The 22,199-nt window shown below is 42.0% G+C and carries 19 protein-coding genes and 2 pseudogenes; 12 read left to right on the top strand and 9 right to left on the bottom strand.

Going from position 1 to position 22,199, the window contains the following annotated elements; all coding sequences use genetic code 11:
• Positions 1-156: 156 nt before the first annotated feature.
• Positions 157-1,995 carry a fasciclin domain-containing protein gene (locus AC6JAD_RS10510; RefSeq protein WP_461304882.1) on the bottom strand — a complete coding sequence of 613 codons (1,839 nt, stop codon included), beginning with the start codon at positions 1,993-1,995 and terminating at the stop codon, positions 157-159.
• A 75-nt stretch (positions 1,996-2,070) separates the two neighbouring features.
• Positions 2,071-2,721: a hypothetical protein gene (locus AC6JAD_RS10505; protein ID WP_461304883.1), complete on the bottom strand. Its 651-nt coding sequence runs from the start codon at positions 2,719-2,721 to the stop codon at positions 2,071-2,073.
• Between the two features lie 85 nt (positions 2,722-2,806).
• Here AC6JAD_RS10505 and AC6JAD_RS10500 point away from each other — a divergent pair, with 85 nt between their 5' ends.
• Genes AC6JAD_RS10500 through AC6JAD_RS10485 form a run of 4 tightly spaced genes read left to right on the top strand, consistent with a single transcriptional unit; the run spans position 2,807 to position 8,321 of the window.
• Positions 2,807-3,322: an RNA polymerase sigma factor gene (locus AC6JAD_RS10500; RefSeq protein WP_461304884.1), complete on the top strand. Its 516-nt coding sequence runs from the start codon at positions 2,807-2,809 to the stop codon at positions 3,320-3,322.
• 52 nt (positions 3,323-3,374) lie between these two features.
• Entirely contained in the window at positions 3,375-4,271 is an 897-nt protein-coding gene (locus AC6JAD_RS10495) for a FecR family protein (RefSeq protein WP_461304885.1), read from the top strand.
• Positions 4,272-4,274: 3 nt separating this feature from the next.
• Positions 4,275-6,776, top strand: coding sequence for a TonB-dependent receptor (locus AC6JAD_RS10490; RefSeq protein WP_461304886.1), 2,502 nt, complete (start codon positions 4,275-4,277; stop codon positions 6,774-6,776).
• 54 nt (positions 6,777-6,830) lie between these two features.
• Entirely contained in the window at positions 6,831-8,321 is a 1,491-nt protein-coding gene (locus AC6JAD_RS10485) for a M28 family metallopeptidase (protein ID WP_461304887.1), read from the top strand.
• A gap of 51 nt (positions 8,322-8,372) precedes the next feature.
• Here the strand turns inward: AC6JAD_RS10485 and argS are convergent, their stop codons facing one another.
• Positions 8,373-10,148 (bottom strand): arginine--tRNA ligase, encoded by a 1,776-nt coding sequence (argS, locus tag AC6JAD_RS10480; protein WP_461304888.1) that lies wholly within the window; start codon positions 10,146-10,148, stop codon positions 8,373-8,375.
• Between the two features lie 130 nt (positions 10,149-10,278).
• Here argS and AC6JAD_RS10475 point away from each other — a divergent pair, with 130 nt between their 5' ends.
• The 3 genes from AC6JAD_RS10475 to AC6JAD_RS10465 all read left to right on the top strand — a co-directional run bounded on the left by AC6JAD_RS10475 (position 10,279) and on the right by AC6JAD_RS10465 (position 12,050).
• Positions 10,279-10,911 (top strand): chromophore lyase CpcT/CpeT, encoded by a 633-nt coding sequence (locus AC6JAD_RS10475; RefSeq protein ID WP_461304889.1) that lies wholly within the window; start codon positions 10,279-10,281, stop codon positions 10,909-10,911.
• Positions 10,912-11,127: 216 nt separating this feature from the next.
• Positions 11,128-11,334 carry a YgaP family membrane protein gene (locus AC6JAD_RS10470; RefSeq protein WP_461304890.1) on the top strand — a complete coding sequence of 69 codons (207 nt, stop codon included), beginning with the start codon at positions 11,128-11,130 and terminating at the stop codon, positions 11,332-11,334.
• A gap of 89 nt (positions 11,335-11,423) precedes the next feature.
• Positions 11,424-12,050, top strand: coding sequence for a MarC family NAAT transporter (locus tag AC6JAD_RS10465; protein ID WP_461304891.1), 627 nt, complete (start codon positions 11,424-11,426; stop codon positions 12,048-12,050).
• Between the two features lie 261 nt (positions 12,051-12,311).
• Here AC6JAD_RS10465 and AC6JAD_RS10460 read toward each other — a convergent pair whose 3' ends face one another.
• The gene (locus AC6JAD_RS10460; RefSeq protein ID WP_461304892.1) at positions 12,312-12,476 is read right to left on the bottom strand and encodes a hypothetical protein; all 165 of its coding nucleotides are present in this window, start codon (positions 12,474-12,476) and stop codon (positions 12,312-12,314) included.
• A 183-nt stretch (positions 12,477-12,659) separates the two neighbouring features.
• Positions 12,660-13,592, bottom strand: a complete 933-nt coding sequence (ctlX, locus tag AC6JAD_RS10455; RefSeq protein WP_461304893.1) for a citrulline utilization hydrolase CtlX — start codon at positions 13,590-13,592, stop codon at positions 12,660-12,662.
• Positions 13,593-13,717: 125 nt separating this feature from the next.
• Between ctlX and AC6JAD_RS10450 the strand changes: the two genes are divergently transcribed.
• The 5 genes from AC6JAD_RS10450 to AC6JAD_RS10430 all read left to right on the top strand — a co-directional run bounded on the left by AC6JAD_RS10450 (position 13,718) and on the right by AC6JAD_RS10430 (position 17,636).
• Complete coding sequence (locus tag AC6JAD_RS10450) at positions 13,718-14,164, top strand: hypothetical protein (RefSeq protein WP_461304894.1); 447 nt, start codon at positions 13,718-13,720, stop codon at positions 14,162-14,164.
• Positions 14,165-14,357: 193 nt separating this feature from the next.
• Positions 14,358-16,037 (top strand): PDZ domain-containing protein, encoded by a 1,680-nt coding sequence (locus AC6JAD_RS10445; RefSeq protein WP_461304895.1) that lies wholly within the window; start codon positions 14,358-14,360, stop codon positions 16,035-16,037.
• A gap of 102 nt (positions 16,038-16,139) precedes the next feature.
• On the top strand, positions 16,140-16,385 hold the full coding sequence (locus tag AC6JAD_RS10440; protein WP_461304896.1) for a GNAT family N-acetyltransferase: 246 nt from the start codon (positions 16,140-16,142) through the stop codon (positions 16,383-16,385).
• Between the two features lie 59 nt (positions 16,386-16,444).
• Positions 16,445-16,912, top strand: coding sequence for a hypothetical protein (locus tag AC6JAD_RS10435; RefSeq protein WP_461304897.1), 468 nt, complete (start codon positions 16,445-16,447; stop codon positions 16,910-16,912).
• A gap of 154 nt (positions 16,913-17,066) precedes the next feature.
• The gene (locus tag AC6JAD_RS10430; RefSeq protein WP_461304898.1) at positions 17,067-17,636 is read left to right on the top strand and encodes a GNAT family N-acetyltransferase; all 570 of its coding nucleotides are present in this window, start codon (positions 17,067-17,069) and stop codon (positions 17,634-17,636) included.
• On the opposite strand, the gene AC6JAD_RS10425 is transcribed toward AC6JAD_RS10430, so the two are convergent.
• The 4 genes and pseudogenes from AC6JAD_RS10425 to AC6JAD_RS10410 form a co-directional block, all read right to left on the bottom strand.
• Positions 17,598-18,512, bottom strand: a complete 915-nt coding sequence (locus AC6JAD_RS10425) for a dimethylarginine dimethylaminohydrolase family protein (RefSeq protein WP_461304899.1) — start codon at positions 18,510-18,512, stop codon at positions 17,598-17,600. The two genes, AC6JAD_RS10430 and AC6JAD_RS10425, sit on opposite strands and share 39 nt — an antisense overlap.
• A 77-nt stretch (positions 18,513-18,589) precedes the next feature.
• Positions 18,590-19,651 (bottom strand): annotated as a pseudogene (locus AC6JAD_RS10420) (serine hydrolase domain-containing protein); the annotation flags it as partial.
• Between the two features lie 390 nt (positions 19,652-20,041).
• Positions 20,042-20,560, bottom strand: a pseudogene (locus AC6JAD_RS10415) (hypothetical protein); the annotation flags it as partial.
• A gap of 472 nt (positions 20,561-21,032) precedes the next feature.
• Positions 21,033-22,190: a helix-turn-helix domain-containing protein gene (locus AC6JAD_RS10410; protein ID WP_461304900.1), complete on the bottom strand. Its 1,158-nt coding sequence runs from the start codon at positions 22,188-22,190 to the stop codon at positions 21,033-21,035.
• Between the last annotated feature and the right edge of the window lie 9 nt (positions 22,191-22,199).

Here is a 22,199-nt window from a genome sequence, read left to right as displayed (position 1 = left end):
TTTTTGTTTAAGGTTTGATTCTATACATAAAACAATCTCATGCCAAAAATTACTACCCATGGAATCGGTTTTTATTACTTTTTTAACGTTTCATGGGACTCCAAAAGAAAAGCCTGCTGATAGGGCAGGCTTTGAATAATCTATGTTTTTTAAGCGTTACTGGGGAAGCAATACGGTATCTATTGTATGGATTACGCCATTGGAAGCCTGAATGTTCAATAGTTGAATAATGCTGGTTCGATCATTGCCGTCGGTTAGCGTGGCATTAACAGCATCTACAGTTATTTCATCCCCTAAAGTAGTTAGTGGCCCACTAATTAAATCTTCTGCCCTTAGGTTGGTCTGTCCTACCACATGTGTATTCAACACAGCGGTCAAGGTGGCTCCGTCTATTTCTGAAAGATCACTTATTCCCAATTCCAATAACAATGCCTCGAAGGCCTCATTGTCTGGTGCCCATACTGTGAAAGGAGCATTCCCAGATCCTACACCCGTGGCAAGTATTGTTGCATAATCGGGCTGATCGTCTCTTGTTAAAGCAGCTGTCAATGAACTAAGGTCGGGATTGGCCACCACTAATGTTACGATGGTGGGCAACGTAATAATGGCGTCGACTATATGGATGGTTCCATTTGCCGTGGGTATATCGGCCTGTGATACAGACGAAGTTCCATTAAATGTCACTCCATTGGTCGTATCCACGTACATGCTCAATTGGTTTTCTGTGCTCTCATAGGTAGCTTGGGTGTTCACATATCCATTGGATAAGTCTGTGGACAAGACGTTGCCTTCAATAACATGATTCATCAATAAGGCAGTAAGCTCATCTGTAGGCAGATCGTCTACATCTTCCCCATCTAAATAAGTTAAAAATGTAGCATTATTAGGAGCCAAAAGTGTATAGTCCGAATTTCTGTCATTTAAAACAACATCCAATCCTGTTAACTGTAAGGCTTCTTCAAGAATGGTAAAATCCTGATCTACTTCAATCCATTTTGCTATGGTAGGGTCTACCGTTTCCTGGAGAATTTCGGACCATAGTACACGATCCAATAGATGCATCACCCCATTTAAAGTTTGTACATTGGGTGTTACAACTCCTGTGGGTACGCCCGAAGCATCCAGAAACTGAATGGCATCGCCTAAAGACACCAATACATCTTCACCGGAATTGGTAGTTAAAGCTTGGTCCTGTTGCAAATCGTCACTTTGAAAATTTTCCCCTACCACAATATGATGATCTACGATATTGCGTAATAGGTTTGATGGAATCTCTTCAAAATTCGAAACGCCCATGAAGGAAAACAAGTCCTGAAATGCAGCATTGGAGGGTACAAAAACCGTATACGTGATTTCTTCGAAAGATAAGAGTTCGTTATAATCCGTGATCTCTTGAGAGGCTACATTTAACAATTCACCAAACATGGAGAACTCAGCACTAGTCTGGGCCATATCGGTAACCGTAAACAAATCTATCACAGCCTCAACCTCATGAACAATTCCGTTACTCCTATTCACATCGGGAGTTACCACATTTGCATTGCCGTTTACGACCACGCCACCGTTATTGGAGGCAACCAAGGACAATTTTCTGTCTAAAGATTCTGCGAATGAGTTTACAAACCCCTGAAGATTTGTAGAGGATACATTGCCCACTATTAAATGGTTCAGCAATACCTGTCGCAATGTTTCTAGTGGTACATCGGAAAGACTAGCGTACTCTTCAGCAATCAAAAAGTTCTCGAAAGCTGCATTATTAGGTGCCAAAAAAGTGAAATCGTCTGTTCCATCCAAAGAAGTCTCTAGCCCCACCATTAAAACAGCTTCGTTTAACAGGGAAAACTCGGCGTTGGTAGCTATGAAATCGGCTATGGTTTCAGAATTATCCGGGGTTTGTCCGTTTGAGGTTTCATCGTCATCGCAGCTTACCAAAAAGAGCGAAATCACTAAACTTAGGACAAGGAGTAGGTTATAATTTCTCATAATGTGTTTCAAAGTAGCGCAATTTAAAAAATGATATCTCCACTTTAAAACAAAACGGGGTATAAGTTTTTCAGAATGATGACCTAATTAGTCACAAATTGGAATATGAGCCAAAATCTGGAACTTTAACTCATCGTTGGATTCGATGGTAACGGCCCCGCCATTCTCGAGCATGATATTGATGGGATAACTTATGTTGGCAATCCAATCTTCATTCAATAACTCAATACCTGTAAACGTATCCCTATCATGGTTGAAGGTAATGGTTTCGAAATTTGATGTGGAGGGATCGAATACAGAAATCTCTACGGGATATTCCAAATCTACACAGGTAATCCTTTCGTTATAAATATCGCCATTGGCACATTGCGCCATCAGGTTCTTTAGGGCTGCGTAGGTGGGCACTTCCATCTGGAAATAATCGGCAAAGGTGACATTCACCGGAAATTCAGGAATAAGCTCGTCATACATGGTAAAAGGCCAAAGATCTTCGGCTTTGGTTACCGTATATTCTTTCCCATTGGCAGTGCAATTGTAGGGAAAATCTATACTAAAACATGAGGATTCGTCTACCACATCATCGAAAGAACCATCATGGGTAGCAACTGTTTTCACCAGGTTAAGTAATTCATCATCTTGAGAGAGTTGTTGCTCGTCTTGACTTTCAACAACCCTGAATTCTTCTTTCTGGCACGAAACAAGTGTTAGCAATAAAAATACCCAAACATAATTTTTCATATCAACATTTTTCAACTGTTAATATAACAACTTAAGCGTAAAAATTCCTACTTTCGATACCACAATTTATATATCCAATACTCCTATGGCGAAACCGCTCTTTAATAATGTGTGCAATGAGCAGGTGTTTTCACAATTATACAAAAAATGGTCGAAGGACCTGTATAATTTCATTTATTATCGATATGGTGAGAAGATTGGCCCAGAGGATAAGGTACAGGAAGCGTTCATTAAATTATGGAAGCATTGCAAGGAAACCCCGCCCGAAAAAGCCAAGAGTTTTTTATTTACCATTGCCAATAATTTGAGCTTAAACGACATCAAGCATCAAAAGGTCGTATTGAAATTTCAGGAACGCAAACCACGGGAACACACCAATGAAAGTCCTCAATTTATATTAGAGGAAAAGGAGTATATGGTGAAATTTGAAAACGCATTGGCCAAATTGTCGGATGGACAACGTGAAGCGTTCATGCTAAACCGCGTAGAAGGCAAACGACATAAGGAAATTGCAGAGATTTTGGGAATTAGCCGAAAAGCCGTTGAGAAGCGTATTTACGCGGCTTTAGAGAACTTAAGAAAAGATATTGAAGAAATTTAATGCAATCGAGGTAGGAATTTTTGCGATTCGATTGTTTTATAAGTGAATTGACATGAAAAAGGAAGATTTAATTATTAAGTGGTTGGATAACAACCTCAGTGAAGAAGAGCTAAGGGCGTTCAAGAAATTGGACGCCTCTAGTGCTTTTATGAAAATAGACGAGGCAGCGCAAAGCTACTCGGCTCCTTCCTTCAATGAAGAAGACCTATTCAACCGCATCCAAGAAGAAAAAAATAGTATTGAGAAAGGTACGCACTGGTTCCGTTATGTGGGTGGAATCGCTGCTGCAATTGTGGTTTGCCTTGGTCTTTATTTTGCAATTTTTGATACTGCCAACAACGGAGGTCATTACTTGGCCGAAAATGGACAGCGTATAGAATTCACGCTTCCAGACAATTCTGAAGTGATTCTCAATGCAGGTTCATCCATTTCCCTCGATGAAGACGACTGGGATTCGCGAGAATTGAAATTGGATGGTGAAGCCTACTTCAAAGTAGTAAAAGGATCCACATTCAGTGTTGTGACGGATCACGGAATAGTATCGGTAGTTGGCACCGAATTCACGGTCAATTCTAGGGACGGTTATTTCGAAGTAACCTGTTACGAAGGTATTGTGGAAGTTAATGACAACGCCAATACGGTTCGCTTAACAGCAGGTAAAAATTATAGAGTATATAATGGTAAGGTTTTCGATGGGTCGGTTACCCAAATTGAGCCTTCTTGGGTGCATGCCAAGACCATTTTTAAAAGTGTTCCTTTCTCAGAAGCGGTAAGTGAATTGGAAAGACAATACAATATAGATATCTCCTTTGACCCATCATTACAGAACACCCTGTACACTGGAAGTTTTACACATGAAAATTTGGAAACAGCTTTGGAAGCTATCACAATTCCCCTTAACTTGTCGTACGATATGAAAGGAAAGAATGTGGAGCTAAAATCCAAATAAACTGTGATCCAACCCCAGAAGTTAACATTACTTTTTACACTTCTTATCTCTAGTTTTGTCCTTGCACAGGATGCAACGGGACTACGGGACTATTTAGAGCTTCTCGAAAGTAAATATCCCTATACCTTCTCATTTAAGGATGAAGACGTATCCAGTCATTATATAGTGGATCCAAATCTGAACAGCATCGAGAATTGCCTGGATTATTTGGGTAAGAACACACTTTTCCAGTATATGGTATTACCAGACAATACTATTGCCATAAGCCGTAAGGCCAACCTCATCAGCATATGCGGTACGGTTATCGACGAAGGGACTCAACAAACATTTGCCAGTGTTGGGGTTATGTCGCCTTACCAACAGGTACTCACAAATGTGGAAGGAACTTTTTCCATGGATGTTATTTCTCCTTCAGATAATATCACATTTCAGTACACGGGATACCAAACCATTTCTTATCCAGCACAGAATTTTGCCGACACCCCATGCACTCAAATAGCACTCTCCACAAAAGTGGAAGTACTGAATACGGTAAACCTGACCAATTATTTTGCCAAGGGAATTTCCAAAAATAAAAGTGGAGCCCTAGCCATTAACTACGGCGAATTCGACATACTTCCCGGGCTAATTGAACCGGATGTTTTGCTTACTATACAAGCCCTCCCGGGAATACAGAGCGTAAACGAAACGGTTTCTTTCCTGAACATCCGCGGGGGTACAAACGACCAGAACCTCATTCTATGGGATGGCATTAAAATGTACCAAAGCGGTCATTTTTTCGGATTGATCTCTGCCTTTAACCCTTTCCTAACGGAAAAGGTAACGGTAACCAAAAATGGAACTTCAGCTATTTATGGAGATGGCGTTTCTGGGGTTATCACAATGGAAGGCGACACGGACATAAACGATAAAACCAGAGCAAGTTTGGGTCTCAATCTCATTAGTGCCGATGCTTTTGTAGATGTCCCATTGGGTAACATTGGTTCCATACAGGTATCGGGGCGCAAGAGCATTAACAACATTCTGGAAACCCCTACATATACCTCCTATTTTGACCGTGCCTTTCAGAATACAGAGGTTACGACCATGGGTGGCGATCTACTACCAAACAGCGACGATGACTTTAGTTTTTTGGACACTAGTTTTAGGTTATTGTTGCAACCCAATGACAAAGACCTCTTTCGGGTAAATTTTATGGTATTGGCCAATCAATTGGAGTTTTTGGAAAATGCGCGGATCGATGACGAATTCCAATCACTGCGGAGTGATTTAGTACAAAACAATGTTTCAGGGGGATTCTATTACAAAAGACAATGGAACCCGAATTGGAGTACCGACCTACAGGTATATGGCACCGCCTACGAGCTTCAGGCATCCAACCAGGATGTTGTGAACAATCAGCGATTGTTTCAGGAAAATGATGTGTTGGAATCGGGCGCTCGACTTACCTCGCACCATCAATTTTCCGAAAAAGTAATGGGTCGTATTGGTTATCAGTTTAATGAATCTGGCATCACCAACTTTGAACAGATCAACAATCCTTTCTTCGAGCGAACCGACAAACAGGTAATTAGGACCAACAGTGCCTTTGCCGAAGTGAATTATCAACCCTTTAATTCGACCGCCATTAATGTAGGATTGCGAATGAATCACGTAGGTAAATTCAATGAAGTACTCTGGGAACCCAGATTAAGCTTCAACCATCGCTTCTTAGATTATTTTACCTTCGAATTATTGGGCGAGCTTAAGAGCCAAACCACATCACAAATTATTGACTTTCAAAATGATTTTCTTGGGGTAGAAAACCGTCGCTGGGTACTATCTCGGCCCGATGAAATTCCAATTGTAAAAAGCCAACAGGTTTCTGCTGGGCTTACCTTTAACAGAAAAGGATGGCTGGTTAATGTAGAACCCTATATAAAAATGGTAGACGGGATTACCACGCAAAGCCAAGGGTTTCAAAACCAGTTTGTGAACGAACGCACCTATGGCAGTTATACCGCCAAAGGGGTCGATGTACTTTTGAACAAGAACTTCAAAAAAATCAATACTTGGCTTAGCTATTCTTATGCTAAGAACGATTATGATTTCGAGGAGCTCATACCTTCCGAATTCCCTAATAATTTAGACATTCGGCATACGTTCACCTATGGTATAAACTATTCCTTAAATAATTTCAATCTTTCCGGTGGCTTCAATTGGCACACAGGAAAACCGACAACCACCTTGGTTGCTGGTGAAGAATTGGTAGATGGCGAACTTAATTTTGAACGGCCCAATGCGGTAAACATTAAAGATTACCTACGGGTAGATGTATCGGGAACCTACGAATTTAAGTTGAGCAAAAAATTCAAGGCCTTTGCGGGTGTATCTATCTGGAATCTATTGGATACTCAAAATGTAGTGAATCATTTCTTCAGGGTGAATAGTGAAATGGAGGTTGAAGAAGTAGATGAATTTGCCCTCGGTTTTACGCCAAACCTTTCTTTTAGGATTATTTTCTGAATCTCCCTTTCAGATTATTGGTATATTTAGTGAATTCAATCAAAAAATAACCAAATGAAATCAAAATTTCTTACCCTTTTAGCTGTCTCATTATGTACCACCATTGGTTTTGCCCAAAGCGACAAGGACAAAGTCATGGAAACCGTAAACAAAAGTGAAATTGAAGGTCACATTTATTTCTTGGCCGATGATCTTTTGAAAGGCAGGGAAACAGGGACACCCGAAAATAAAATAGCCGCATCCTACTTAGCGAATATGTTTCGTAACTATGGAGTACAGCCCAATCCAAAGAGTGGAGATTATTACCAAATGGTTCCATTCGAGAAGACTTCTCCTCCTTCTACCTTTACCCTTGCCATTGACGGAAAGGAATTGGATGATAAAGTAGTCCTTAATGCACAAGAAACCATTGTAAATGGAGATGCAGTCTATTTGGGTTATGGACTTGAAGATGACTATAAAGGAAAAAATGTTACAGGCAAAGTGATCTTAATAAAAGCAGGGAGCGACGAGGCTAAAGACGCCCGAGCTGCCTTTGGATTACGCGATAAAAAAATGGAATTGGCACAAAAGGCAGGAGCTACTGCTATTGTAGAGTTTATACAGGCAAGTCCCAATATGTGGGGATTCATAGACCATAACTTCAATGCGCCAAGATTGGCATTGGCCGATGGCGATAGTGATGAAAAAGGAGGTCCAGCTTATATCTGGGTGCAGGATGAAAAAGGATCCCATTCAGAAAAAATGTCTTCAGGTAGTCATTCCATTAGTCTAAAAATGAGTGCTCAGGAAAAAGTGAAGGTTATGAGCCAGAATGTAATTGGAATGGTGGAAGGAACAGACCCGAAACTAAAAAAAGAATTTATTATTTATTCGGCCCATTACGATCATGTGGGTGTAGGTTCTCCTGACGAAAGTGGGGATACCATTTATAATGGCGCAAGGGATAATGCCGTTGGGGTTACCACCGTATTGAGCATGGCAGAAAACCTTGCCAAATACCCAACCAAGCGCTCCGCCTTATTTATTCTCTTTACTGCAGAGGAAAAAGGGTTATTAGGTAGTAAATACTATGTGGAGAATCCTGTATTGCCATTAGATCAGATGGTATATTGTTTTAATAGTGACAATGCAGGGTACAATGACACTTCTTTGGCAACTATTATTGGCTTGCCAAGAACAACTGCTGGACAACATATAAAAGATGCGGCCAAAACATTTGGGCTCACTGCGGTCGATGACCCAGCTCCAGAACAAGGGCTTTTTGACAGGAGTGACAATGTGCACTTTGCGGCGAAGGGTATTCCGGCACCTACTTTTTCTCTGGGATTCACATCCTTTAGTGGTGACGTAACCAAGTACTACCATCAACCAAGGGACCATGCGGACAGTATAGACTATGACTATATGGAAAAATTCTTTAAAGCCTATGTCATGGCTGGAAGAAGTATTGCGAATGATCCTATCACTCCATTTTGGACGGCAGGTGACAAATACGAAGAAGCCGGAAAAGCGCTCTATAAACGCACAGACATTAAGAACTAAGAATAAAAGACTGGGTATTCTCCATTTTTGAATGGAGACTACCTAGTACCATTACATACGGTCTGGCACTTGTATACCCAATAACGAAAAGGCCGTTTTAATTACCTCTCCCGTAGCTCTGGAAAGTTGTACCCTAAAGCTTTTTTGGCGCTCAGTATCGGCGCTTAGAATACTTACGTTTTGATAGAAGGAATTAAAGCTCTTGACTAGGTCATACGTATAATTCGCGATGATAGCAGGACTGTATTGATTGGCAGCCAACTGCAAGGCTTCGGGGAATTGCTGAATTTGTTTCAACACTTCCTTCTCCTTGGCATGCAGCTCGAAACCGTCAAAACTTTCATTCAAGGATACATCGATCGCCTGTCGCTGTATGGCCTGTATCCTAGCGTAGGTATACTGAATAAATGGCCCTGTATTTCCTTGGAAGTCCACACTCTCTTCAGGATTGAAGAGAATACGCTTTTTAGGGTCTACTTTTAGGACATAGTACTTGAGTGCACCCAAGCCTATGGTGTGATATAACTTATCCTTTTCCTCATCGGAAAAATCATCGATCTTACCTAGATCTTCAGAAATATCCCTAGCCGTTTTGGCCATTTCAGTTATAAGGTCATCTGCATCCACTACAGTACCTTCCCTACTCTTCATTTTACCGGATGGTAGATCTACCATCCCATAGCTTAAATGATGCAGGTTCTCCGCCCAGTGATACCCCAACTTTTTTAGGATAAGGAACAATACCTTAAAATGATAGTCCTGTTCGTTCCCCACGGTATAGATCATTCCGTTAATATCCGGCTGATCCTTTACCCGTTGTACGGCAGTACCAATATCCTGTGTCATGTACACAGCTGTACCGTCACTTCGCAGTACCAATTTTTCGTCCAAGCCTTCATCGGTAAGATCGCACCAAACCGAGCCATCGGGTTGTTTGAAAAATACGCCCCTTTCGAGGCCTTCCATGATATTATCTTTTCCTAGTAAATAGGTATTGCTTTCGTAATAATAACTATCGAAATCTACCCCAATGTTCCTATAAGTTACATCGAAACCATCGTACACCCAGCCATTCATCATTTTCCAAAGTGCCACAGTTTCAGGATCCCCTGCTTCCCACTTTCTCAACATTTCTTGGGCTTCCACTAAAAAGGGTGCTTGTGCTTTAGCTTCATCTTCGGTCTTTCCGTTGTCCATCAATTCAGCAATTTGCTCCTTGTATACCTTATCGAATTTCACATAGTAGTTCCCTACCAACTTATCTCCCTTCAATCCAGTACTTTCTGGGGTTTCCCCATTTCCGTAGGTCTTCCAGGCCAACATACTCTTGCAAATATGAATTCCCCTATCGTTAATGATCTGGGTTTTATATACTTTCTTTCCTGCTGCCTTTAAAATTTCAGCTACAGAATACCCTAACAATACATTCCGCACATGTCCTAGGTGCAATGGCTTGTTGGTGTTAGGTGAGGCATATTCAACCATCATCGCATCGTCTCCCTGCTCTACTTTTCCATAAGTAGCAAAGTCGGAAACCGAAGTAAAGAAATTCAAGAAATAGTCATCGCTAAGCACCAGGTTTAAAAAACCCTTTACCACATTAAACTTGGACACTTCGGCGACATGTTCTACCAAATATGTACCAATGCTCTCGCCAATCTGTACAGGATTGCCCTTTACCACCTTAAGCATAGGAAAAACCACGACCGTAATATCTCCTTCGAACTCCCTGCGTGTAGCTTGAAATTCTACGCGCTCCAAGGAAGCACCATAAAGGGATTGTACCGCCGCTTTAATCTTTTCTGAAAGAATATCCTGTAATGCCATGATAACTATTGAAAGGTAACTAAATTAAAAAAGAACACCTTTGCCAAAGCTGCGGTGTTCAAGGGGCAAAGATAAAATTTTTATTTCATACCTTTTATCCAGAAACAAACAACTAAAAGAACCATCTTACATGAATAAATTTGTCCTTCTCTTCCTATTGGTAGCCTTTGCGTCGTGCAAAAACAAAGAAACCCAACCCGTAGTTGCCGAAGCACCACCATCGTACTTGCCGGAGCTCTATGACTTAATGCAGGGATCGTTTAATTCTGAAAAACAATCTATCGCCGATACCACTTACTACAATATTTCCTTGCATATGTACCCTATTTGGAAAGACCAAGGGAACTATTTATATGTAGAGCAAGCCCTTAATAGCATGCAGGACAAACCCTATCGCCAACGGGTTTATGAGCTTACCCAATTAAATGACTCTATATACAGTTCTGCTGTATACACTTTGCCCAATGATTCCCTTTGGATTGGTAAATGGAAATCACCCATGGCCTTTGACAGCATCTCACCTTCCCAACTTGTTGTACGTGAAGGCTGTGCTGTATTGCTGAAGCGTTTGGGCGAAAATCATTACAAGGGATCTACCGATGGCGACAAATGCAAAAGCACACTTCGCGGTGCGAGTTATGCCACCTCTTCTGTAGAAATTACACCCACAAAAATTGAATCTTGGGACCAAGGTTTTGACGCCGAGGGCACACAGGTTTGGGGCGCAGAAAAAGGTGGATATGTCTTCGATAAGTTGGATTAATGAAGGTAAAGAGCAATATCTTTTACGATTTAAGACCACTTTTTTCAAAAACAGAATGATGACTAAAGTCACTTTTTAGGCAAATTCCTCTTTTTATATTTGGGAAGCTGAAAGACGATGAACGCACTTAAACAATTACTTGCCTTGTCATTGGCATGATCTGTTAACAGCAATCATTGTTTCTATTCAGCTACTGTCTAACAAAACTTTATCATCATGAAAAAGAACATGGGAACAACCGACCGAATTATTAGATTCCTGATTGCTGCTGTGGTAGCTGTACTTTACTTTACCGGAACCCTATCTGGAACTTTGGGCATTGTACTAATGGTTGTAGCTGGTATTTTTGTTCTTACCAGTTTCATTAGTTTTTGTCCATTGTATGCACCTTTCGGACTTAGTACCTGCCCAAGGAAGAAATGATACAAGGTTGTAAAAAACATTCTTGACACATCCACAACCCTTTCCTAATATTTGGGTAACCTAGCAGTTCGTCCTTTGTAATAAAAACAATGGATGTTTTCCTCTATGTCTTCGCTGCTTTATTCTCCGTGATAAACCCTTTGGGAACTGTCCCCGTTTTCGTGGGTCTTACTTCTAATGAATCTACCAAAGAACGTAACAAAACTTCTTTGCTTACGGGTATTAATGTAACTGTCATCCTCCTCATTTCCTTTTTTGCCGGCACCTATATATTGAAGTTTTTTGGAATAAGCCTAAATGCACTGCGCATAGCCGGAGGTATGATTATTGTGACTTCGGGCTTTGCCCTTCTAACGGGTAGTTTCAGTAAGCATAAGGGAATGAAAAACAAACGCGTAAAGGAAGATCTAAAAGACCGAGAGAAGTTTTCGCTCACACCACTGGCCATACCCATGTTAGCGGGACCAGGGTCCATATCCCTGCTCATAACCTTTCAGCAAGAGTATTCAAGATGGCTGGATATTGCGATAATTCTCATGGCAATTGTAGCGGTTGGGTTATTGGTATTCTTAATTCTGCGGAGTGCCTATTTTATTACCAAAATTTTGGGTGCCTCAGGAATCAACGCCATTTCACGTATTGTAGGATTTATTGTTATTGCCATTGGGGTGGAATACATTTCCACTGCTGTGGTGATTATTTTTTCAAAAGCATAAGGAATACCTTAATAAGTCTTTATCGGAACCAGACCCATATAGCCTGTATAATACACATAACGGAAGCGCCCTTAAAGAAAACTTTGACGGCATTAAAAAACCATTGCATTTTTCCTGAAACTTCGGGGTTTTTCCTTCGAAAATCCTGTTCCCCTTTCTTCGCCATATAGGGCGCAATAAACCAAAATATTAAAGCACCCAATAAAAAAAAGAGTGTCATTTCAAGCTTTGGGCCCATAGGTATTTAGCTAAATTGAATATTTATCTCCTCGATTTGGCCAATAGTGCAGCTAGGAATGCCGTACCCCCAAGAATGATTTTGGCAAGGGCTTGGTTGTTTTCGGGATTGTCATCGAGATAATCCATGATACCCAAACCTACCAAGACTAGACCTCCTAACATAAGTACCAAACGAAGTATTTTCATGGCACTAAATTACAAAAAGGGTTTGTTTTATGGCTTCCATAGTATTTTTAGCTTTAGGGTTGCTCCATACGATTTTGAATTTGCAAATCACTCGTTCACCCAAAATTTAAAAAGCGTAGCTACCGGTGGCTTCGATACAATTTTATGATTGCACCAGCAATCACAAAATCACTCAGCCACCACTTATTCCTTTGGCAGAAAAACCTCGGCCATCATGCAGCGGGCACTTCCGCCCCCACAGGTTTCTATGGTTTCCAGGTCACTGCTCAAGATCTCACAGTGTTTCTCTATCTGGGCAATCTGTTCTGCACTAAGGCTTTTATGTGCCGCCAAACTCATGACCATGTACTTTTTCCCTTCAGCACCACGAACCTGTAACATATTACCAGCGAACTGATGCATTTGGGCCTCGGTTATGTTTACTACTTCCTTTTTGGTTTCCTTAAGGTGACGAAGCACATTCTTCTTTTCATGTTTATCATCTATGGTATCCAAACAGATAACGGCAAAGTTTTCGGCCAAGGCCATCATAACATTGGTATGGTAAATAGGAAGGCGTTGCCCCTTAACGGTTTGGTTGGCTGTAAAAACCACAGGATCGCATTCGAAATCCTCACAGAATTCTATAAACAATCCTTCATCGGCACGCGGTGAAAGGGCACAATAGGCTTTCTGATGTACCCTATCCATTAAGATACTACCGGTACCTTCCAAAAAATACCCCTCATCTTCGGCGGCCGTATAGTCGACCACATTGGCAATCTTAAAACCTTCTTCCTCCAACCGGTGAATCGTACGTTCACGACGTTCGCGACGACGGTTTTCAGCAAACATGGGATAAAGGCCCACGGTACCGTCTCGGTGGAAACTCACCCAGTTATTCGGAAAGATGGAATCTGGTGTATCATCTTCCAACACATCGTCCTCTACAATAACAGTCACACCAACGGCTCGAAGCTTTGCCACAAAGGCATCGAACTCGGCTTGCGCCTTGGTGTTGATCTCTGCATTTTTAAGATTAAGATCTTCCTGAAAGTAGTTATTTACGGCGGTTTCTTCGTTCATACGAAAAGCCACCGGACGAATCATAAGGATCGTATTGGTGATTTGTTGCATGGCTTCAATTTATAGCGGTACAAAAATACTATGTTCGCACAAATTTTTGTGTAAAGTAAGACAAAGTTTATGCTAAAAAAGCTAATTTGGACTCATCCTCTTTTTACCATCAAATTTATCGCAACATGGGATATTCAATAAAAGGACTGCTTCTACTTCTTTGCTTCACATTTAGCTGTGTTTCTTTTGCACAAACACTCTCTTGTTCCGATTTTAAGGAAGGTACTTTCTATGCGGAAGCTACCGATCCATTTAAAGCCAAATATAAAATTGAACGTAAGGGAAACCATCAAGTAGAAACCCCTTTGGAAGTTCCGCAGGAATTCTTGGATGCCGGCGAGAGTATGGAACCCTATGATGTGAATATAGAATGGATTAACGATTGCACCTATAAATTAACGGTAGACAAGGAAGAGGGAGACCTTACGGAGCTAGAGAAGGAAATGAACGAGGTGGAAGTGCTTACGGAGCTCATTAAGATTGAAGGAAACTGTTTTTATTACAAGACATCTACCACTTTCCAAAATGAAACACTCGTTATAAAGGGTAAGATTTGTAAGGAAGCGTTCTAGCCTGACAGGATACTATATTTTAATCCCAAGCCAAGGTTCTTATCATTTCTCTTATCGTCTCATGATCTACTTAATGGTAATTTTCTGAAAATCAGGAAAAACCCTATTGGTTCACAACACTAAATTAGATACCTTAGGGGTCCCTTACTTTCCGTTACTGCCTATTATTTTTCAACCATTAAATGCCAACCGCATGAGATCCTCTATTTCCATTGTTTTGTTGCTCGTCCTATTCGGGCTTTGCACCAGTTGTTCCACGAGCCTTTGGGGCGTTAAAGGTAGTCACGACACCGTTACTGTTAACATCAAGAAATCGAGCAAGGAAAAATTCACCCTGCGTACCAAGGATGGGTTATTGGTAGATAGTGCCATCCCTACGGCTGCTGGGGTACTTACGTTTAAATTACCCACGGATGTCGCACCCCAAACCCGCCTTTTTAAGGTCGAGGACCCAAAAGGCAAGCCGGTAGCCTTTAAAAGTACGGGAATCACCACTTTTAGAAACCCAACTTGGGAACAGTACCTAAGCAGTAGGGAAAACTATATTACCAGTAGTAAACTCGTAAAGAAATACGAATTCCTGAACGAGGAAATGTTTGGCTATATGCAACGTGCCAGAAGGTCATTACGGTCCAACGATGCCTATGGCAGCGGAACCTGTACCCGACCCAGAAGGGGCAGTTTGCCCCGTTTGCCCTCAACAGCCTGTACACGGAGTGAAGCCCATAAAGTGGGAACGGCGGTATGCCTCGCCTCTACTGGGTCTGCAGAAGCCTGTAGCATGGTAGCCAGCCAGATTGGAAGCAGTTTAGACTTCAATGTACGCAGTTTTATTTCCAGTCCAGCCTGTGGATATATGGTTTCCAAATACCTTAACCAACCTTATACACTTGAAAACTTTCTGGGCGATGTGGCCCTTGGCTTTGGAGAGGATTTGGCGAAGAAGGGCATACAATCGGGCAATCTTTTCGATATCCTAGCCGGATTAATCATTGGAGGGGTGGTGTTGGACCAAAAAGTAAAACGCTTCAATTCGTGTGTGTCTACGGTAAGTCAACAGTGCCGTGCCGAATATCAGAATTGGGAATACCGAAGCCAACAGATCATTAACCGCCCGGGGGAAGTCATGGCCGAATGCGAACGATCGCTCAACAACCTACAGCTCACAGAACCCGTCTACGATGCAGGCGTGGTGCAACTCACCAAATACAGAAAGGAATTTGCCGACAGGAAAAACACCTTGAACCGGGTAGCGGGCAAAGGGCCTTCGGTGATCATGGGCGCCATCATAGCGCCCAAACCAACTACCACCAGCACAGCGGAACCCCAAACGAGGGGCTTGATCGGTTTTAGGGGGGAGAACCTCAAATCGTTTCAGCATGAAGGCAAAACCTATGCCTATGGCGTTCGTATTACGGATATTATAGACAGAGGGCTTCCTGCGTACAAAGCGGGCTTGCGTAAAGGGGATATTATTGTGGGATTGGATGGCTACAAGGCCAAGGATATGGAATATGTGTCTGGGCATGTAAACAAAAACTCGGGCAAAGCCATACGGGTTACCTATAAACGAGGAGCAACCATAAGCGACGCCACCGTGATACCGGAACGGGTTCGTTTTGTGATGGGCGTTACCGTACAGCAGGACGAATACGGGGCCAAGGTGACGAAGGTGAACCCAGGACAACCAGCTGCAGATGGTGGCATGCGGGTAGGTGATATTGTGTTAATGGCCGATGCCGCCCCTGTAGACACCTTATTGGATTTGCAGAACTACCTCACCGAAACCGCAGGACGACAGGTACGACTGGCGGTAAAACGCGGAAACAGTGTAAAGATCGTCTTTGTAACCCCCAAGGTGATGCGACTGTAGTAGCTAATGGGTATGACAATTATTTTAACAATGGGCAGTTTTTGTAAATAATTTTACCAAAGCAGGTTTTTACAACTCAGGATCATACGCCAACGTGGCTACTTGATTGAGGGAACCACCACCAGTCCTGTTTGTTATATAGAGGGTATATACGTGGCTCCCAATTACCGACGAAAAGGCTATGCTGACCTCCTTATTAAAAAGGCTGAAACTTGGGGCAAACGCATGAAATGTAAAGAAATAGCCCCGGATGCGGAGATTTTAAACGACGCAAGCATTGCCCTGCACAAGAATGCAGGTTTCAAAGAAATAAACCGCATTGTCTGCTTTGCCAAGACACTTTCTTAAGCTCCTTGATGACATTCCCCACTGCTATCGATGTATAGGAAACTATAACCAATATCGATATGAAATCTTTTATCATTACCTGTCTTTTCCTTGCTTCTTCTGCCATATTTGCCCAAGAGGGCTTCCGGATTGGACTCAATGGAGGTTTTCCCGCTGGGGACGAAGGCGACTTTGCCTCCTTTGTAGCCAACCTTGAAGTAGAGCACGACTGGGCCATTACCGAAACTATACGAGCAGGAGCCAGTGCCGGAGTTACCGTGTTCTCCGGTAAGGAGGAGTTCAACGACTTTAAATACGCTCCTATCCTGGCCTCTGGCGACATTAACGTGGTAGATTCCTTTTCCTTGGGTGCCGACGTAGGGTACGGTGTATCCCTAGAAGAGGATTTTGATGGTGCCCTTGTGTACCGCTTTACCGCCCACTATGGAATCTCGGACCATTTCGATGCTTCGGCACGTTTTGGTTCCTTCGACAGTGACATTGGGACGTTATCCAATGTTTCCTTCGGGGTGGGTTATCGTTTCTAATACCCATTATTTTTGGTTTGTAAAAGGTCTGGAAACAACTCCCCTTGAGTGACAATTCAAAATAAGGAAATAGGGTTTCAGTTTTTTTGAAGGGAATTCAACCATTGTTTTCAGGCCTTTTTATAGGTATCTTTAGGGTATTAAAAACACGCATTTGCATACCCTAACCCCGACAATTTCCCTGCGCCCGATCAGCTTGCAGGATCATACCGAGCTTTTCACACTTATGGAAGAAATCTACCCTCCTGCGTATCGGCACCTATGGGAAGATGGGGGTATTTGGTACCTCTACCAACAATATTCGAGGGAAAACCTGCAACTGGAGCTTGCCGAACTTAATTCGCATTACTTCTTTATAGAGGTTGCCAAGACCCCTGTCGGTATTCTTAGGTACCTTACCCAATCGTCATGGCCAGAAGACGGTATCGGAAATTCGGTAAAACTGCATCGTGTTTATTTACACACGAATACGCAAGGTACAGGTGTAGCCAGCGTAGTGTCACATTGGTTAGCCGAGCAAGCCAGTACCATAGGGGCTTCCTCCATTCGCTTAGAAGTAATGGATACGCAACCACAGGCCATCCGATTTTATGAAAAAATGGGGTACAAGGTATTTGGAACACGAAGATTAGTGCTTCCTGGACTTCATGAGCATCTTCAAGGAATGTTGTTTATGGAAAAAAGCCTAGTCCCTAATGAGCGGCATGGTAGAACAGCGCAATAGGCCTTCTTGCTTGGCGATTTGGGCATAGGGTACTTCTTCTACCGTAAAGCCTTGTTCTCGCAACCATGTGTTTAATCGGGTAAAATGCCGTTCGGAAATAACAACGTCTTCAGAAATGGAAAATACATTACTGTTCATATCGTACATTTCATCCTTACTGATATGGAAGCAGTTTTCCTTTCCAAAGTGATCTACCAACCATTGGTACTCCCCTTCTTCTAAAAACCCTTCCTTATGAATGATGCACTTTCCTTTTCCCAATGGCTGAAAGCAACAATCTAAATGCAAGGCATTATCCCTGGCTACGGTATTGGATTTACGCAGATTGAATGACTTTACGGTCTTATGGGGAAAGGCTTCCTGTAAACAGACTACAGCTTCCATATTGGTACGTGCCGTGATATAATCTGGATAGTCCTCGCCACGATAGGTTCCCACAAAAATATAGTCACCCCAAGGCATGACATCGCCACCTTCTACATGCGCTTCCTCGGGAAACTGAATTACTTTTTCAGGATCCATCTGGTCAATGACATACTGTATGGCCTTGATCTCTTCTTCGCGATCGGGAAGGATGTTGGCCTTAATGAAGGTATCCTCGATTACAAACCCTATATCACGCGCAAAAATCTGGTTACAGTCCTTGATCACCTGTGGGCGAAACACCTTTACATCGTATTTAGCAAATACGGCTGCCACAGCTTCCATTTCTGGGATCATATCGGCTTCCTTGGGATAGGTCCCCTCTTTTATATGCATAGCACTTTTAGGGTCGTAGGCGTCTTCTAGATGGGGAGTAGGGCCGTTACTTTCGGCAGTTCCGAGTACCACAGCCCGAAGGCGGGATACTTCATCGTTTACATTGAGTTGTAGCATGCGCAAATATAAAAAAAGCCCTTAAAGAATCGGGAAGGCTACGTGTGTTCTTCAAAACAATTTAAAAAAACGCACTCTTAAAAAGATGGAATGTTGTACTGCGGAAAAAGATCGTGTGAGGGCCAATCTGTAGCTTGCATATTATCCGCAAGTGCACTCAATGAGTTATATATGTTGCGAATTTCCTTGATGCTCTTGTTTAGGAGAATGACAAAGGAAACATCTGTATTCCTATGGTGAATGTGCGTACTTGTGGTAGAAGACGAACCGCCTTTTGTATATTTTATAACACCGTTGGAGGCAGTGGTAATGGAAAGTCCAGAATTATTCAGCAATTCGCTTAGAATGGGCCTGCTCAATATAGGATTTTGAACGTTACTATGTAGACTTGCCAGTACCTTGGCCATATCCGGAGCCGAAAAAATCCATCCTCCACTAGAAAGTGTTAAGTAATAATTACGTCCTTCATAGGCCTGGGAAACCAAATTGTCATTTTTGTTTAGGGCACTTTTTACCACACTAAGCTTTGTGGGTTGGTACTTTACCTCTTCCGGATAATCACCAAAGGGGTTACCAATATGTGGACGGGTTAATCCCAACGGTTTCAATATCCTTTCGTATACGTATGAATAATATAGTTTACCTGTTTGTTCTTCTATAAGTTGCCCAAGAAGGGTATATCCAAGGTTGCTATAGCTATAATCCATCCCTACTTTTTTATCTTTTGCCATTTTGCGCATACGACACCATTTCCGTTTTTGCTCAAGGGTAATGGGGACGGCTACCTTTAGGTCTTTTGCTATGGTTGTACTAACTCCATGACTTCTGCTCAATCCGCCCTTGTGATTCAATACGTCTATGATCTTAATTTTATCGTACCCCAATGCTTTGTTCTCTTCATTTTCCGTGGGAATGTAGTTCTGGAACAAACCATTAACATTGAACCCATCCATTTCCATACTACGTATGGCATAGGCCGTTATGAATTTGGTCACACTTGCCGTCCTGTAAATACTTGTGGGCTTGGTAATTGGATATCCTTCCATGGCATTGGTATATCCACGACAATGCACCAGTCTCCCTTTGTACACCACACCTAAACTCCCCGACAGCACATTATTGGCTTCCATGACATCTTGCATGGTTTTATCCCATTCAGTGAATGAGGTATTGGCATTACCAGTCATGGTAAATTTGTGGGGGCGAGGGTGTATGTGTTTCCTGAGTATGATCGAATACTTAATAGTACTCCCATCATCGTACGCATGTATTTTAAACGGATGCAATCCCAAAGACGCTCCATTTTGGATGCGCTCACGCAAGGCTGCTTTATCAGGGCATAGCCACACTTGGAATGGGCCTACCGAGGCATTGGTAAATATGGAAGTAATTTTATTGCCTGCTCCATGAAACACTATATCGGGTCCCGCCCAATGCGAATTATGGGCATGGTAACGCTTAAAGAAGTTCGCTTCGGTGCCATTTACAGCATGGCCCCAAATCAAGGAATCGGTATTAGGTACCATGACACATGCATACAGTGGATCGGACTTGGTGCCATATTGTGTTAAGGTTCTTGGAATATACCCTTTTTTACGGGCTTCACTTATTACTTCCGATATGGAGAGAAGACCACTACCCGTTTTCTTTTTATGGGTCGCTTGCAATACCATATAAGAACCCCCTTGCCCCTGCACCCTTAGTTTAAAAGTTCCTGAAAAAACCGCTGTGGCTGGATCTGTTCCAGATACACTTATGGAAACAGGTTCATAGCCTTTTTGCACGTACACAGTGAGTGCACGTACATAAGCATCCATGCCCTTCTTTGTTGTCGAAACTTGGCGTGGGTTATTGGTTTTTAGCCAAACTACCGCATATCGCAGTTTGCTACCCTGTCCCGACACCGATTTGCAGATCATTTCATAACCTTTTTTATTGAGCTCCTTGTACTTTTTGGATTGATAACCCTTCGTTTGATCGTAGTAATAGATGAGGTGTTCATTATCTACATAAGCTTCCCCATAGCCAAGTTCTTGAAGCTTCGCCATTATCTTCATACTCAATGAAGGATCGTAATTAAATTTCTTTGCCATTAGGGAACCATAAATAGTTATTTACAAGTTACTAAATTGATTTTTAACTACTTAGGCAATACATCACAAATAAGAAAGAGGCGGATAGGATCCGCCTCTCAAAGTTAGCCTGTCTTTTCAATAAGAGCTAAAACAGTGGGGTTGTTTTAACAGGCTTTTACATACTACTTATGCCTACTTTGTATTTCGGTTCAGGAAATTATAAGCCTTTCGTATGTAAATTCCATACCAAATGTTTTATGTACTTCCCCTTATGTGACTTCATGTTTAAAGTCTATACTCAGGAAGCATATTTTAATAAATGCGAATGAAGAAAGTTAGCTGAAATACTACTCTTAAGGGTCGCTTTATATAATCGTGATTTGGTATAGTTAAAAGTAGGCACCGCAAATAGCTTAGCAGTGCTGAGACTTACAATTTGTAAGAATCAGGACTCACAGTTTTTCTCATAATGAGATCTATATGAGCCTGGGGTCTGGCCAGTGAGCTTCTTGAAAGCCGCATAGAATGCAGACTTAGAGTTGAATCCGGCCTCTAGTGCAATAGAAAGCATATCGTACTGCCTAAAGGTGTCGGTTTCCAACATTTCCTTGGCATGGGTAACTCGATAACTGCTTATATAGTCACTAAAGTTCATTTGTGCATGCGAATTAATAACTTTTGAGAGATAATTTGGGCTTATCGATACTTCTTCAGCCAATAAAGGAAGGTCCAAATGTGGGTTGAGGTATATCTTCTGTTCCCTCATCAATACATCTATTTTCTGAAAATGCCTTAGGGTACTCGAATCTTCCCTATCTTCAGAATTGAATTTTGGGTTAAAGGTTTTATCCTTGCTGAATTGATGCAAAGCATGGCGCTCTTTTAATATACTGGTCTGTCGAAAACCTGTATACCCCACGTAAATGATAAGGGATGAAAATCCGAACCAGGAAGGAAGGTATACATAATTGCCCCAGTTGTATATGCTTACCATATCCAGCAATAAAGAAAGCAGCCATATGACACAAAGTAGCAGACCCATACCCAAGACCTTCTTAATCCAGCCTGTATGGGAAACTACTTGATCGTATTTCTTCTTCTTGTTCTGGCGCTCAAAATTACGCACCACCCTGAAACACCATAAGATGACCAAGAAGGAATAGGACAGTGTAATGATTTCCTCTACCTTAAAGACCTGAAAGTATTTCTTGAAGGCCGTTTCATACGGCAAACTGTTTACCACCACATCCAGTTTCATTCCTAAGTACACCACCATGAATATCCAAAATGGTAAGAACAGCCAGAATTTTTGTTTCTGAATTTTTCTTTCCAATCCCAAAAAACGAATGGCAAATAACAAAAAGAAAGGCCCAGGCAATAGCTGGTAGGGTAAAAAAGACAGTACTATGTTCGGGTAGAAATAGGGCGGTTTTAAAAAGATCATCCACAACTGTAGATTGACCAATGCCACAAAAATCATGAACCATGCAAGATACTTTATCGAATCATGCATCTTTTTGGATTGCACAAGTGCTCGGATACCCAGCAATAGGGAAACCGTCACCAATACAAGTAGTGCACAGTTAATCAGAAGGTTAGTCACGCCCAAATA

The organism is Aureisphaera sp., assembly GCF_059726885.1.
This window is presented reverse-complemented; position numbering and strand designations above follow the sequence as displayed.